General features: G+C 67.7%; 11 protein-coding genes. All 11 read left to right on the top strand.

What is annotated here, in order from left to right; genetic code table 11:
- Positions 1-16 precede the first annotated feature (16 nt).
- The 11 genes from IEX49_RS08130 (at position 17) to dapC (ending at position 14,591) form a co-directional block, all read left to right on the top strand.
- Entirely contained in the window at positions 17-1,510 is a 1,494-nt protein-coding gene (locus tag IEX49_RS08130) for a phytoene desaturase family protein (protein ID WP_188805669.1), read from the top strand.
- 146 nt (positions 1,511-1,656) lie between these two features.
- Positions 1,657-2,454, top strand: coding sequence for a hypothetical protein (locus IEX49_RS08125; RefSeq protein WP_188805668.1), 798 nt, complete (start codon positions 1,657-1,659; stop codon positions 2,452-2,454).
- Positions 2,451-3,371, top strand: a complete 921-nt coding sequence (locus tag IEX49_RS08120; RefSeq protein WP_229672421.1) for an HTTM domain-containing protein — start codon at positions 2,451-2,453, stop codon at positions 3,369-3,371. The genes IEX49_RS08125 and IEX49_RS08120 overlap by 4 nt, the downstream gene beginning before the upstream one ends.
- A 378-nt stretch (positions 3,372-3,749) precedes the next feature.
- Complete coding sequence (locus IEX49_RS08115; RefSeq protein WP_188805667.1) at positions 3,750-5,597, top strand: ABC transporter family substrate-binding protein; 1,848 nt, start codon at positions 3,750-3,752, stop codon at positions 5,595-5,597.
- 120 nt (positions 5,598-5,717) lie between these two features.
- Positions 5,718-7,241 carry an ABC transporter permease gene (locus tag IEX49_RS08110; protein ID WP_188805666.1) on the top strand — a complete coding sequence of 508 codons (1,524 nt, stop codon included), beginning with the start codon at positions 5,718-5,720 and terminating at the stop codon, positions 7,239-7,241.
- 101 nt (positions 7,242-7,342) lie between these two features.
- On the top strand, positions 7,343-8,473 hold the full coding sequence (locus IEX49_RS08105) for an ABC transporter permease (protein ID WP_229672470.1): 1,131 nt from the start codon (positions 7,343-7,345) through the stop codon (positions 8,471-8,473).
- Positions 8,470-10,311, top strand: a complete 1,842-nt coding sequence (locus IEX49_RS08100) for an ABC transporter ATP-binding protein (protein ID WP_188805664.1) — start codon at positions 8,470-8,472, stop codon at positions 10,309-10,311. The genes IEX49_RS08105 and IEX49_RS08100 overlap by 4 nt, the downstream gene beginning before the upstream one ends.
- Before the next feature lie 124 nt (positions 10,312-10,435).
- Complete coding sequence (gene typA, locus IEX49_RS08095) at positions 10,436-12,343, top strand: translational GTPase TypA (RefSeq protein WP_188805663.1); 1,908 nt, start codon at positions 10,436-10,438, stop codon at positions 12,341-12,343.
- Positions 12,330-12,869, top strand: coding sequence for a hypothetical protein (locus IEX49_RS08090; protein ID WP_188805662.1), 540 nt, complete (start codon positions 12,330-12,332; stop codon positions 12,867-12,869). The genes typA and IEX49_RS08090 overlap by 14 nt, the downstream gene beginning before the upstream one ends.
- Before the next feature lie 72 nt (positions 12,870-12,941).
- A complete protein-coding gene (gene fdxA, locus IEX49_RS08085; protein WP_159551716.1) occupies positions 12,942-13,274 on the top strand; it encodes a ferredoxin in 333 nt (110 codons plus the stop codon).
- A 36-nt stretch (positions 13,275-13,310) separates the two neighbouring features.
- Entirely contained in the window at positions 13,311-14,591 is a 1,281-nt protein-coding gene (gene dapC / locus IEX49_RS08080; protein ID WP_188805661.1) for a succinyldiaminopimelate transaminase, read from the top strand.
- The last annotated feature ends 130 nt before the right edge of the window (positions 14,592-14,721 follow it).

The raw sequence follows: 14,721 nt of genomic DNA, 5'->3' as shown, positions 1-14,721 counted from the left end.
GACGGAAGCAGACTCCATGGCTCAGCACACACCGCAGAACAGTGCAGGTGCGCAGGCGGCGCGTACCAGCGGCGGCCGGCGAGCCGTCGTCGTCGGCTCCGGGCCCAACGGGCTCACCGCGGCCGCCGTGCTGGCCCGGGCCGGCTGGGCGGTGGACGTCTATGAGCGCCACTCAGCCTACGGCGGCGCCTCCGCCTCGACAGACCTCTTGGGCCCGGGAACGATCGTGGACCTGGGGGCCGCCGGGCACTCTTTCGGCGTGGCCAGTCCCGTCTTCCGCGACCTGGGGCTGACCGACCACGGCCTGGAATGGCTCCACCCCGAATACCCGATGGCGCACCCGCTCGACGGACAGCCCGCAGCTCTCCTTCAGGACTCGATGGACGCGACGGTCAGCGGGCTGGGCCGTGACGGAGCGGCCTGGCAGCGACTGCACGCGCCCCTGGTCGGCAACATCGACGCCCACCTGGAGAACATCCTCGGGCCCTCCCTGGTCCGCCTGCCTCCGCACCTGCTCAGCATGGTTCGGTTCGGAGCGCGTGCGCTCTGGCCGTCCGGAGCCCTCGGCCGCACGATCTTCCGGGACGAGCCGGCCCGGGCCCTGTTCGCGGGATCCTCCATCCATGCCATCCTGCCGCCCTCACACCTGTTGACCTCGGCCTTCGGCCTGATCTTCGGGGCCCTCGGCATGACCCGCGGCTGGCCCGTCGCCCGGGGCGGCTCCCAGGGAATCGTGGACGCGCTGGTTTCCGTCCTGCACACCCACGGGGGCCGCATCCACCTGAACCACGAGGTCACCGACCTCGGTGAGTTCGCTGGTGCCGATGCGGTCCTGCTCGACCTCACACCTCGGCAGCTGCTGCAGCTCAAGGGCGCCGACCTCACCGATCGGTACGCCGGCCATCTCAAGCGGTGGAGATACGGCACCGGGGTGTCCAAGATCGACTATCTGCTCGACGGACCGGTCCCGTGGACGGACCCGCGGGTCGGTGGTGCCGGCACCGTCCACGTGGGCGGGTCGCTCGCCGAGATGGAGCACGCCGAGCGCGAGGCCAAGGCCGGACGGATCCCGGAGAAGCCCTTCGTCATGGTCTGCCAGCAGCAGGGCGCGGATCCGTCCCGGGCCACCGGTGAGGCCGCCGGCAAGACCGTGCTGTGGACCTATGCCCACGTGCCCGGCGGCTACGACGCCCCGGTCGATGACCTGATCGAGGCGCAGATCGAGCGGTTCGCCCCCGGTTTCCGGGATCGCATCGTCCACCAGGTGGCCACTCCGCCGTCGGCCCTCGAGTCCTGGAACCCCAACCTCATCGGCGGAGACGTGGCCGGAGGGTCCATGGGCGGGCTGCAGCAGATCCTGCGCCCCGCCCCGGTCCTCAGCCCACACCGCACCTCCACGCCCGGCCTGTACCTGGCCTCCTCCTCCACGCCACCCGGTGGAGGAGTCCACGGCATGGCCGGACTGCACGCTGCCCGGGCCGCCATGGCCGACGCCGCCGCACACCGCTGACGCGGTCCGGGCCGCGCCGTGCCGCCCGAGACCCGTTGCTCGCCACACCCACACCGGCTCAGCCGTACCCACCCGTATCCGTACCCACCCGTATCCGTACCCACCCGTATCCGTTTCCACTCGCACCCACACCGGAAGGATCGATCGTGACCATCGACCTCTCGTACCACCTGGCCATCGCTCCCTCGCCTCGCGCGACGGAGCGCGACCTCTGGGCGCTGGCGGCCGGCGTCGCCTTCGCGGCCGTGCTGCTCTCTCCCGTCCGCCACTACTTCAACGGCAAGGACAAGAACGAGCAGGACTCCTTCCCGCTGTCCACCTATCCGATGTTCTCCGACGACCGCAAGGACCGGACCCGGATCCCGCATGTGGCCGGCTTCACCGCCGGCGGCGAGCGGATCGTTCCGCACTACAGCCACTTCGGTGCCGGCGGGCTGAACCAGGTCCGCAAACAGATCACCCGCATGGTCCGCCAAGGCCGCGCCGTGGAAGTCGCCCAGCGCTACGCCGACGCCCTGGCCGAACAGCAACGCCGATCCGCAGGCCAGGGCAAGAGCCCTGCGGCCCTGCGGCGGCGCAAGGAGGCCGGCATCGTCCGCGTGGAGATCGTGCGGTCGCGGTATTTCTTCGACACCTACTTTGCCGGCAACACCACACCGCAGATGGAGACCGTCCATGCGCGGGCCGACGTCGGCGGGACCGCGACGGCCGTGTCCGAGACTCGTCATGACGACGCGCAGGATGCGCAGGGGCCGCCCACCGGACCCATGGCCCGCTCCGAGTTGGGCAACATCCCGCCGCGGCCGCTCGGCACCGGCAACACCGCGGGCGACTATGTCACCGAGAACACTATCCAGAACGCGTCCGTGGCCGCTTCCCAGTCCGCACCCCGGAACACATCCCCGATCGCACAGCCCGCAACCGAGCAGGAGGCATCCCAGTGACCGGCACCGAGCACCCCTTCCCGTCCTTCGCATCACCGGCGTTCCAGAAGGCCGTCGACCTGTTGCGGCCCGCGGCCCAGCCGATCCGCCCCGCGGTGCTGCGGGTGGCCACCGGCATCTTCTCGGCCGCCCACAACATCAGGCGGCGGACCATGTTCCGCACGCTCCACGCCCAGGACGCCTCGCAGTTCACCCCGGTGGGGGTGGTCAAGATCCTCAGGAAGCCCCTGCCACCGCGGGTGGCCGACGGGATCTTCGACGCGGCCCAGGCCGTGAACATCGCCGCCACCCTCGGCATCGGCCACAGGATCACCGGACCGCTCAATGCGGCCCTGCAGCTGTGGACCATCAGTTATCGCAACTCCTGGACCATGCTGCTGCACAGCGACAACATGCTCACGATGCACCAGATGGTCCTGGGCGCCACGCGGTCTGCGGACGCCCTCAGCATCGACTCACTGCTGCGGGAGGGTACCCTCTTCCCCCAGCGCTTCGACCGTGCCTATGGGGCTGTGCCGACGGCCATGAACGTGGCCACCGTGGCCGTGTACTTCATCTCCGGCATGGCGAAGGTCCGTGGACCGCTCGGACTGAAGTGGGCCGGGGGAGACGTGTTGCGCGGCCAGATCGCCGTGGACGGGATGCGCAAGGACCTCTTCGGCTCCACCAAGCCGGAGGCCGGGGCCGCGCTGTACCGGCAGAAGGAGCTGTTCACCGTGATGGCGGTCGTGTCCCTGGCCGTGGAACTCGGGGCGCCCCTCTCCCTCATCAACCGCCGGCTGGGCCAGGTGTTCGCAGCCGGGGCGTGGGGAATGCACGTGGGCATCCGCATCATCATGGGGATCAAGTTCAAATACAACATCTCCGGCGTGTCCTACCTGCCCTACTTCCCGATGGGCCCGCAACTTCCTCGCTGAGCCGGAGCCGCAGGCCTGGCTGGACGACCTGCGGCAACGGCCACTTTCGGCGGGAATCAGCGGGCCGTGATGTGAAACACCCATTTCGGGGACATTGTCTACATTGATAGTCACCTGCTGTAACGCCCCGGAAACACGCGGGAGTACGCGGCTGTTGACTAAGTTACGGGATGGTAACGATTGAGCCAGGATCGTACTATTCAATGTTGCTTTCGCATGTTGCGAGGCTATTCTCTTGCACACCTTGTGGTGTTGCTCACCCTCCGGTGCTGAAGCGGAAAACTGGTTCGGCGCCGGAATCGGACCGGCCCTCCCACCCCATCCGGGTCGGATCGGGAGCACTCCACGTCTCGCACCTGTTTGAATGGAGACGCTTTGATGAAATACACAAAGCTTTCTGCCGCTGCTGCCCTTCTGGCCAGCTCGGCGCTCGTCCTGTCCGCCTGCGCGCCGGGTGGCCCGGCCGAGAACGAAGAATCCGGCACCGCCGCACCCGAGGGCGGCAACGGTGAGGTGATGACCGGCGAAGCCGGCAACAAGCTCACGGTTGAACCCACAGACACGGGCAAGGCCGACCTCGGTGAGATCGAGACCCAAGAGGGCTCCATCTCCTACTCCGTGGGCGAGGACGAGTTCATCTCCTACAACTCCATGACTCCGGAGACGTACTCCACCTACAACTCGGCCATCACCGAGCGCATGATCTCGACCTTCGCCTACTTCGGTACCGACGGGGAGATCTACCAGAACGAGGAGTACGGCACCTACGAGAAGATCTCGGACGACCCGCTCCAGGTCAAGTACACGATCAACGAGGAGGCCGTGTGGTCTGACGGCACACCCGTCACCGCCGCCGACTACATCCTCAAGTGGGGCGTGGAGAACCCGCGGATCACCTCGGGTGAGGGCGAGGAAGCCACGCCGCTGTTCAATTCCATCGCACACGAGTTCGGCCTGCGGGTTCCGGATGCACCGGAAGGTGACGTGGACGGCAAGGAATTCACCATCACCTTCGAAGAGCCCTATGCCGACTGGCCGATCCTCCTGGACACCGCGCAGCCGGCCCACGTGGTCGCCGAGCAGTCCGGCATGGGCATGGAGGCCATGATCGAGGCCGTGAAGAACGAGGATGCCGAGGCTCTGGCTCCGGCCGCCGAGTTCTGGAACACCGGCTGGAACACCTCGCCGGGCGAGCTGCCCTCCGAGGAGATCGCCCCCTCCAACGGCCCCTACAAGTTCAAGAGCTGGGAGCCCGGTCAGTCCATCACCCTGGAGGCCAACGACCAGTGGTGGGGTACCCCGCCGGCCACCCAGGAACTGGTCATCCGCTTTGCCGCGGCTGACACGCACGTCCAGGCCCTGCAGAACGGTGACCTCAACGTCATCGAGCCGCAGGCCACCGTGGACACCCTCGAGCAGCTGGAGGGCCTGGGCGACCAGATCGTCATCCAGCAGGACGCCTCGCTCACCTGGGAGCACCTGGACTTCAACTTCATGGAGGAGTCGATCTTCTCCGACAGCCCCGAGCTGCGCGAGGCCTTCGCCCTGTGTGTGCCGCGGCAGAACATCGTGGACAACCTGATCAAGCCGCTGGACCCGGAAGCCGTCGTCATGAACGCCCGCGAGGTCTTCCCGTTCCAGGAGAGCTACCAGGAGGTCGTGGACGCCGCCTATGACGGCCAGTACGACGAGGTCGACATGGAGCGTGCAACCCAGCTCGTCGAGGAGTCCGGAAAGACCAATCTGGACGTCCGCATCGGCTACAGCGCACCGAACCCCCGCCGTGCCGAGACGGTCGCCATGATCAAGTCGTCCTGTGACGAAGCGGGCTTCAACGTCATCGACGCCGGCCATGCCGACTTCTTCGGCGTGGTCCAGCCGCAGGGTGACTGGGAGGTGGCCTTGTTCGCATGGGCCGGTTCCGGCCAGATCGCCTCGGGCCGCAACATCTATCACACCGCTGGCATCGGCAACCAGAACTACAGCGAGTACTCCAATGAGACGGTCGATGCCGCCTGGGACACCCTCGCCAGTTCAGTGGATCCCGAGGTCCACGCCGAGCAGGTGAAGATCATCGAGCGTGAGCTGTGGGAGAGCCTGCACGGCATTCCGCTGTATGCCCACCCGGGCATCGTGGCTCACTCCGCGGACATCGCCAATGTCCGTAACACGGCCACCCAGTCCGGAGCCGTGTGGAACGCAGAGCAGTGGGCTCGTGTCGAGTGAGTGCGTGTGAGCTGATCAGGTCTCTCTGATCTCCTTCGAACGCCTCCGCAGTTGGGGCCCGACCATCTCCGGCCGGGCCCCAACTGTTCCCCCTCCCTGCATGGAAGGCAACGCCCCGTTGTGCTGAAATTTATCCTCCGCCGCTTCGGCAGCTCATTCCTGGTACTCCTCGGTGCCTCGCTGTTGTTGTACGTCCTCACCATCAACTCCGGTGACCCGCTCAAGGACCTCCGGGAATCCAATGCGGACAACCGCGAGTACCTGATCGAACAGCGTATCGACTTCATGGGGCTGGACCAGCCGTGGTACGCGCGGTACTGGGACTGGCTGACCGGCGTCGGCAAATGCGTCATCGGCCAGTGTGATCTCGGCACCAACCGCTCTGGCCAGCAGGTCATCGACCTGCTGGGACTGGCGGCGGCCTCGACCCTGCGGCTCGTGGTGCTGGCCACCGTGATCGCCATGGTCTTCGGCGTCCTCATCGGCATCCTGACGGCCATCCGCCAGTACTCCGGCATCGACTATGTGGTGACCTTCCTGACCTTCATGTTCTTCTCGCTGCCGGTCTTCTGGGCTGCCGTGCTCCTGAAGGAGTACCTGGCCATCGGCTTCAATGACTGGCTCGCCAGCCCGGACCCAGGATTTTCCTGGCCCACGATCATCGTCGTCGGCCTGGTCCTCGGCCTCGCCCTGCAGGCCGTCCTGGCCGGCAATGCCCGACGCCGGCTGTTCACCTTCCTCGGCGCCTTCGTGTTCACCTGTGCCGCCCTTCCCTACATGGACTGGCTGAATTTCGCCCGCTATCCGCAGCTCGGGCCCGTCGTGATCACGTTGGTCGGTGTGGCTGCGGCCGTCGGCGCCACCGTCCTGGGGGCCGGCCTGAAGAACCGCCGCGTGCTGTATGCCGGCCTGATCACCGCCGTGCTCGGCCTGGTCGCCTACTACGCCACCTATGGCCTGCTGTGGGATCCGAACTGGTTGATCATCCTCATCCTCGCCGTGGTGGCCATCGGTGTGGCCATCGCCATCGGCCGCCTGATGGGCGGTTACTCCAAGGGTGCGGCGACCCTGGTCTCAGTGTTCACCGCCGTGGTGATGGGCGGACTGATCATCGTCGAGCACCTCTTCCGCTCGTGGCCGTCCTACCTGGAGATCGTGGGGCGCCCGATCGCCACCATCGGCTCGGAGACCCCGAACTTCACCGGCACGTTCTGGGAGGACTTCCTGGACAAGGGCACCCAGCTGTTGCTGCCGACCATCCTGCTCGCCCTGATCTCCCTGGCCAGCTACTCGCGTTACACGCGGGCCTCCATGCTCGAGGTCAGCCAGCAGGACTACATCCGGACGGCACGGGCCAAGGGCCTGAACGAGCGGCAGGTGATCCTCAAGCACGCCTTCCGCAACTCGCTGATCCCAATCACGACGATCATGGCCTTCGACTTCGCCGGCCTGATCGGCGGTGCGGTCATCACCGAGCAGGTCTTCGGGTGGAAGGGCATGGGCGAGCTGTTCCGCACCGGCTTGGAACAGGTGGACCCCGCTCCCGTCATGGCCTTCTTCCTGGTCACGGGAACGGCCGCCGTCCTCTTCAACCTGTTGGCTGACATCCTGTACGCCGTCCTCGACCCCCGGATTCGAGTGTGAGTCGCATGAGCAACGAAGACGGGACTCCCCGCAACAAGCCCGAGTACACCCCGGAGGAGAACGTCCGCAACGGAACGGGCCCCTCCCAGACCGCCGTGGACATGGCCAACCTGGCCGAGGTCGAGGATGCCAAGCTGCGCCAGCAGACCGGCAAGTCCTACAGCCAGGGGCAATTGGTCCGGCGGCGCTTCCGGAACCACAAAGCCGCCATGATCTCCGCCGTCTTCCTGGCGCTGATCTTCATCCTGGCCTTCACCTCCATCGGCTATGCCGGCATCCCGGGCTGGTGGGACAAGGACTACGCGGCGGCCGGCGCCGTGGTCAACGGCGGCAACCCCACGCTGTCCCTCGTGCCCCAGTGGCTGGGCGGCCAGGGCATCCAGTGGGGGGAGCACCCCTTCGGGCAGGACTCCACCGGCAAGGACTACTTCGCCCTCACCATGCGGGGTACCCAGCAGTCGCTGATCATCGCCCTCGTGGTCGGCATCGTCTCCACCGTGATCGGCTCCGTGGTCGGCTCGCTGGCCGGGTATTTCCGCGGTTGGATCGATGCCGTCCTGATGCGGGCGACCGATCTGGTCATCGTGATCCCGCTGTTGGTGCTGGCAGCGGTCCTCGGTCAGATGTCCTCCGGTCTCGGTGCCGGCATCCTGCCTCTGGCCTTGGTCCTGGGGCTGGTCACCTGGACCTCCCTCGCCCGCCTGGTCCGCGGTGAGGTGCTGTCCCTGCGGGAGAAGGAGTTCGTGGCCGCTGCGGTGGCCATGGGGGCCAAGCCCGGACGGGTGATCCTGCGGCACCTGCTGCCCAACACGGTGGGTGTGATCGTGGTGAACGCGACGTTCGCCATCGCCGCGGCCATCCTTCTGGAGACCTCGCTGTCCTTCCTCGGATTCGGCGTGCAGCCTCCGGATTCCTCTCTCGGCCTGCTCATCAGCCAGTACCAGAACGCGTTCACCACCCGGCCGTGGCTGTTCTGGTGGCCTGGCATGTTCATCCTGGCGATCGCCCTGTCCGTGAACTTCATCGGCGACGGCCTCCGGGATGCCTTCGATCCCCGTCAGGGCTCCCGCGGAAAGAAGCGCGGCATCTTCGGTTTCTCCGGCCGTGACAAGGCTCTCAACAAGACGACAGGATCCACCGCGGGGCCGGGCGGAAAGGATGTCCCGGGCCAGCCCATCAATGGATCGGGCCTCGGCGGACTATTGGGCGGAAGCGGGATAGGAAACCCATGAGCATCTTCGGACGAAAGAAAAACCACAATCCCGACGAGGGCCGGTCCGAGACCGGGACGCCGGGCACCGCGGGTGCCGCGGGCTCATCGAAGGCCGGACGGCCGGCGTCGGGCACGTCCCCGGCAACCGGCTCGCTGGGTCTGGTGCAACGCCACCCTGACCGCGACGGCAGGCCGATCCTGTCCTTCCAGGACGTCTCCGTCACCTTCAACACCGAGTTCGGTGACGTCAACGCCGTCAAGGGCGTCAGCTTCGACATCAAGCCCGGCGAGGTCGTGGCGCTGGTCGGTGAATCGGGCTCCGGCAAGTCCGTGACGTCGTCGACGGCCATGGGACTGCTCCCGGCCAACGCGAGCGTCACCGGTACCGTCATGCTGGGGGATCGTGAGGTCACCGCCCTGGACGCGAACGGTCTGCGCAAGATCCGCGGCCGCCATGCGGCCATGGTTTTCCAGGAGCCCATGACCGCGCTGAACCCGGTGCTCACGGTGGGGGATCAGCTCACCGAGTCGCTCAACGTGCACGGTATCGCCTACGGCACCGAGGCGGACCGCCGGGCGGTGGAGCTGCTGGAGATGGTCGGGATCCCGGATGCACAGCACCGGCTCAAGCAGTACCCGCACCAGTTCTCCGGCGGCCAGCGGCAGCGCATCGTCATCGCGATGGCCATCAGCTGCTCGCCCGAGGTGATCATCGCCGACGAACCGACCACGGCCCTCGACGTGACCGTGCAGGCCGAGATCCTCGAACTGCTGCGCTCGCTGAAGGACCAACTCAACACCGGCATCCTGCTCATCACCCACAACATGGGCGTGGTGGCGGACATGGCCGACCGGGTCTGCGTGATGCTGCGCGGCGAGCTCGTGGAGTCCGGCGAGGTCCACCAGGTCATGCAGAACCCGCAGCACCCCTACACGGAGCGGCTGCTCGGGTCCGTACCGCGGCTGGGGGCCGAGCTCACGGTGTCCGAACCGGATACGGTGACCGCCAGCCAGACCACGGCGGTCTACGCGATCGAGGCGCAGGGCCTCTGCATCGAGTACGACCATCGGGGCAAGAAGAACCGCGTGGTCCATGACATCGACTTCACGGTGGCCCCGGGGGAGATCCTCGGGCTCGTCGGCGAGTCCGGGTCCGGCAAGTCCACGATCGCCAAGTCGGTCCTGGGGCTGTTGCCGGTGGCGTCCGGTTCGCTGAAGATCCACGGCAGCGACCTGACCCGGCTTGCCGGGAAGGAGGCGCGCGCCCTGCGGAAGCGGATCGGCGTGGTTTTCCAGGACCCGGCGGCTTCGCTGGACCCGAGGTTTCCGATCGGCGATGTCATCACCGAGCCGATGGTCATCCACAACGTCGGCAATCGTCAGACGCGGATGGAGCGGGCCTACGAGCTGCTGGACGCGGTGAAGCTGCCGCGCTCGGTGGTCAACCGGTTCCCCCACGAGCTCTCCGGTGGTCAGCGTCAGCGCATCTCCATCGCCCGGGCCCTGACCCTGGACCCGGAGGTGCTGATCGCGGATGAGCCGACGTCCGCCCTCGACGTCTCCGTGCAGGCCGCGGTCCTGGACATGTTCGCCGAGCTGCAGTCCCGCTACGAGTTCGCCTGCCTGTTCGTCTCGCACGACCTGGCCGTGGTGGACATGCTGGCGCACCGGGTCCTCGTCCTCAAGGATGGCCGGCAGGTGGAGCAGGGGCCGACGCAGGAGGTCCTGCACCATCCAACCCAGGAGTACACCAAGCGTCTGCTCTCGGCGGCTCCCGTGCCGGATCCCGATGAACAGTTGACCAAGCGCACCGAGCGCCGTCAGCTGCTCGAGTCCCTCGGGGAACGCCCGTACTGAGGCGGGGCGGTCCGAGGCGTGTCCGAAGGGATTGGCTCGGTCCCGTATAATCGGACGGGGCCCTTGACGGCTAACAACCTCTTGGCACCCGCCAGCCCGCCGCCCTCGATGAACAGGCACCCCTATGACTGAAACCCTCACCCAGCGCACCGACCTCCGCAATGTCGCCATCGTGGCCCACGTGGACCACGGCAAGACCACCTTGGTGGATGCGATGCTGCGCCAGGCCGGCGCCTTCTCCAGCCACGGCGAGGTGGAGGACCGGGTGATGGATTCCGGCGAGCTGGAACGCGAGAAGGGCATCACGATCCTCGCCAAGAACACCACCGTGTTCTACTCGGGCCCCTCCGCCCAGGGCGAGACCGTCACCTTCAACGTCATCGACACCCCCGGCCACGCCGACTTCGGTGGCGAGGTCGAGCGCGGACTGTCCATGGTGGACGGCGTCGTGCTGCTCGTGGACGCCTCCGAGGGCCCGCTGCCGCAGACCCGCTTCGTGCTCCGCAAGGCCCTGGCCGCCAAGCTTCCCGTGATCCTCGTGGTCAACAAGACCGACCGTCCCGATGCCCGCATCGACGGCGTGGTCTCCGATTCCATGGACCTGCTGCTGGGCCTGGCCTCGGACCTCTCCGACGAGGTCGAGGACCTGGACCTGGACTCCGTGCTGAACCTGCCGATCGTCTACGCCTCCGGCAAGGCCGGTAAGGCCTCGCTGAATCAGCCGGCCGACGGCGGTCTGCCGGACAGCGAAGACCTGGAGCCGCTGTTCGCCACCATCATGGAGCACATTCCGGCCCCGACCTACACCGAGGGCGAGGTCCTGCAGGCGCACGTCACCAACCTGGACGCCTCCCCGTTCCTGGGCCGGCTGGCCCTGTTGCGCATCTTCAACGGCACCCTGAAGAAGGGCCAGCAGGTGGCCTGGGCCCGCCAGGACGGCCAGCTGAAGAACGTGAAGATCACCGAGCTGCTGGGCACCAAGGGCCTGTCCCGCGCGCCGATCGACTCGGCCGGTCCGGGTGAGATCGTGGCCGTCGCCGGCATCGAGGACATCATGATCGGCGAGACCCTCACGGACGCCGAGAACCCGAAGCCCCTGCCGCTGATCACCGTGGACGATCCGGCGATCTCCATGACCATCGGCATCAACACCTCCCCGATGGCCGGCCGCGTCAAGAACGCCAAGGTCACCGCGCGCCAGGTCAAGGACCGTCTGGACGCCGAACTCATCGGCAACGTGTCCCTCAAGGTCCTGCCGACCGAGCGTCCCGATGCCTGGGAGGTCCAGGGCCGCGGCGAGCTGGCACTGGCCATCCTGGTGGAGCAGATGCGCCGCGAGGGCTTCGAGCTGACCGTGGGCAAGCCGCAGGTGGTCACCAAGACCATCGACGGCAAGGTGCATGAGCCGATGGAGCTGATGACCATCGACACCCCCGAGGAGTTCATGGGGCCGATCACCCAGCTGATGGCCGCCCGCAAGGGCCGGATGACCGAGATGAAGAACCAGGGCACCGGCTGGATCCGCATGGAGTTCAACGTGCCGGCCCGCGGCCTGATCGGCTTCCGCACGCAGTTCCTCACGGACACCCGCGGCGCCGGCATCGCCTCCTCCTACGCCAATGGCTTCGAGCCCTGGGCCGGTCCGATCGAGTACCGGGACAAGGGCTCCCTCATGGCGGACCGTTCCGGTACCGCCACGCCGTTCGCCATGATCAACCTGCAGGAGCGGGGCACGTTCTTCGTCCAGCCGGGTGCCGAGGTGTACGAGGGCATGATCGTCGGCGAGAACTCGCGCGCCGATGACATGGACGTGAACATCACCAAGGAGAAGAAGCTCACCAACATGCGTGCGGCCTCCTCCGACTCCTTCGAGGGCCTGACCCCGCCGAAGAGGCTCACCTTGGAGGAGTCCCTGGAGTTCGCCCGCGAGGACGAGTGCGTGGAGATCACCCCCGAGGAGATCCGCATCCGCAAGGTCATCCTGGATGCCGGGGAGCGCAGCAAGGCCGCCCGCGCCCGTGCCCGCTCCTGACCTGCGGGACCACCAGCAGGGCCCGACGCCGGCCGGGCAGTCCCCGGCCGGCGTCGGGCCGCGCTCGGGGCCCGGGCAGGGCGCCCGCCCGGAAGGCCGAGGCGGCTGGGTGCCGCTGCTGGTCGCGATCCTGATCGGGGCCGGCGTCGGGATCCTCGGGACCGTACTGCACCTGCACTTCAGCTGGATCGGCGGCACCACCACCGAGGAGGGCGCCTGGGTCCTGCCCTGGGGTGCCGTGCTGGCTCTGCTGCTCGTGGCCTCCGCCCAGCTCTGGTGGACCCTGAGGTCCTCGCTGGCCTGGACCGGGGGAGTCGTCGCCATCGCGGCGTTCACCACGGCCATGGTCATGGGGAACTGGCCGGGCCTGGACACTTTCGCCGTGGCTGCCAATGACTACACCTTCGCGGTGGTCCCCGGCCCGGCCATCGCCGGGACGGTGTGGGTCTGGGGCATCCCGGCCGTGGCCATCATCACGATGCTGTTGACCCAGCCTCTTCTGCGCCACCCGGTGGCACGGGACTAGACTGGACGTAGAATCCCAGGTCCGGTGATGTCCGGACCCCATTCCGACCCCCTGGAAGGTGGACGGTTCCACGTGACGTACGTCATTGCCCTGCCGTGTGTGGATGTCAAGGACAAGGCCTGCATCGAAGAGTGCCCGGTCGACTGCATCTACGAAGGTGAGCGGATGTTGTACATCCACCCCGACGAGTGTGTGGACTGCGGCGCCTGCGAGCCCGTGTGCCCGGTCGAGGCCATCTACTACGAGGATGACACCCCGGACGAGTGGGCGGACTACTACAAGGCCAACGTCGAGTTCTTCGACGACCTCGGCTCACCGGGCGGCGCCGCGAAGATGGGCCTGATCCCCAAGGACCATGAGCTGATCACCGCCCTGCCGCCGCAGCCGATGCCCGAAGGTCTCTGACGGCCCCGGCCTGAAGAACCGATCCTGAGCAGACCCGTGCTGACGCTGCCCGAATACCCCTGGGAATCCCTGGCGCCCTACCGCGCCACCGCCGCGGCCCACCCCGGTGGGATCGCCGACCTGTCCATCGGCACGCCCGTGGACAACACGCCCGCGCTCATCCAGGACGCCCTCGCGGCGGCCGCCAACGCGCACGGCTATCCGACCACGCAGGGCACGGTTGAGTTGCGCGAGGCCGTCGTCGCCTGGTTCGCCCGGCGTCGGGGGGTTCCCGGGCTGGAACCGCAGGCCGTCATCCCGACCGTGGGCTCGAAGGAATTCATCGCCTGGCTGCCGCTCCTGCTGGGCCTGGGTCCCGGCGACGTGGTGGTCCGGCCCACCGTGGCCTACCCCACCTATGACATCGGTGCCCTGCTCGTGGGCGCCACCGCCGTGGCCGCGGACTCGCTCGATGAACTGGATGCGGCCACCCGCGCCCGGGTCAGGCTGGTCTGGACCAACTCCCCGGGGAACCCCACCGGGAAGGTGGCCTCGGTCGAGGAGCTGCGGGCCGTTGTCGCGCAGGCCCGCGAGGTGGGTGCCGTGGTGGCTGGCGACGAATGCTACGCCGAGCTCGGCTGGGGCAATTGGGACGACGATGACAGCGCGGGCAACGAGGGCAGTTCGGCCAGCGGAGACCAGCGGGATCAGAGGGACGGGGGCGCCGCCAAGGTGCCCTGCATCCTCTCTCCCGAGGTGTCCGATGGGGACCACACGAACCTGCTCAGCGTGTACTCGCTGTCCAAGCAGTCCAACCTGGCCGGCTACCGTGCCGCTTTCGCCGCCGGTGACGCCGAGCTGGTGTCCACCCTGATCAACAGCCGCAAGCACGCCGGGATGATCGTGCCGATGCCGGTCCAGGCTGCCATGACGGCCGCCCTCGGGGACGATGCGCACGTGCAGGAGCAGAAGGACCGGTACCGGGCCCGCCGCATCCTGCTCAAGGACGCGCTGGAGGCCGCCGGCCTCGTGGTGGACCACTCCGAGGCAGGCCTGTACCTGTGGACGCGGGACGGCCGGCGGACGCGTGAAGGCCTGCGAACCGTGGACGCGGAGAACGCCCCCGACGCCGGCCTCCACACCGCCGCCGACGCCGGGGCGGCGGCCCCCACCGAGCAGGACAGCTGGGACCTGGTCGGCGAGCTCGCCGAGCTGGGCATCCTGGTCGGCCCCGGCACCTTCTACGGCTCGGCCGGCAACGGCTACGTGCGAGTGGCGCTGACCGCCACCGACGAGGCGGTGGCGCGGGCGGCTGAACGGCTGCGCTCCTGGCGCTGACCTGTGGACTCGGCGGCTGGCCCCTCCGGCGGACATCAACAGTGGCCTTCATCGTCACCGATTCCTTGTCTGGGCCCCCGTCTTGATAGCGTTGACGTGGATTGGACCACCCCCATTGCACATGGTCGCC

It is taken from the genome of Citricoccus zhacaiensis (assembly GCF_014645315.1).
In the GTDB taxonomy this organism is placed as follows: domain Bacteria; phylum Actinomycetota; class Actinomycetes; order Actinomycetales; family Micrococcaceae; genus Citricoccus; species Citricoccus zhacaiensis.
Note: the sequence above shows the minus strand (reverse complement) of the source record. Positions and strands in the feature narration are given on the sequence as shown.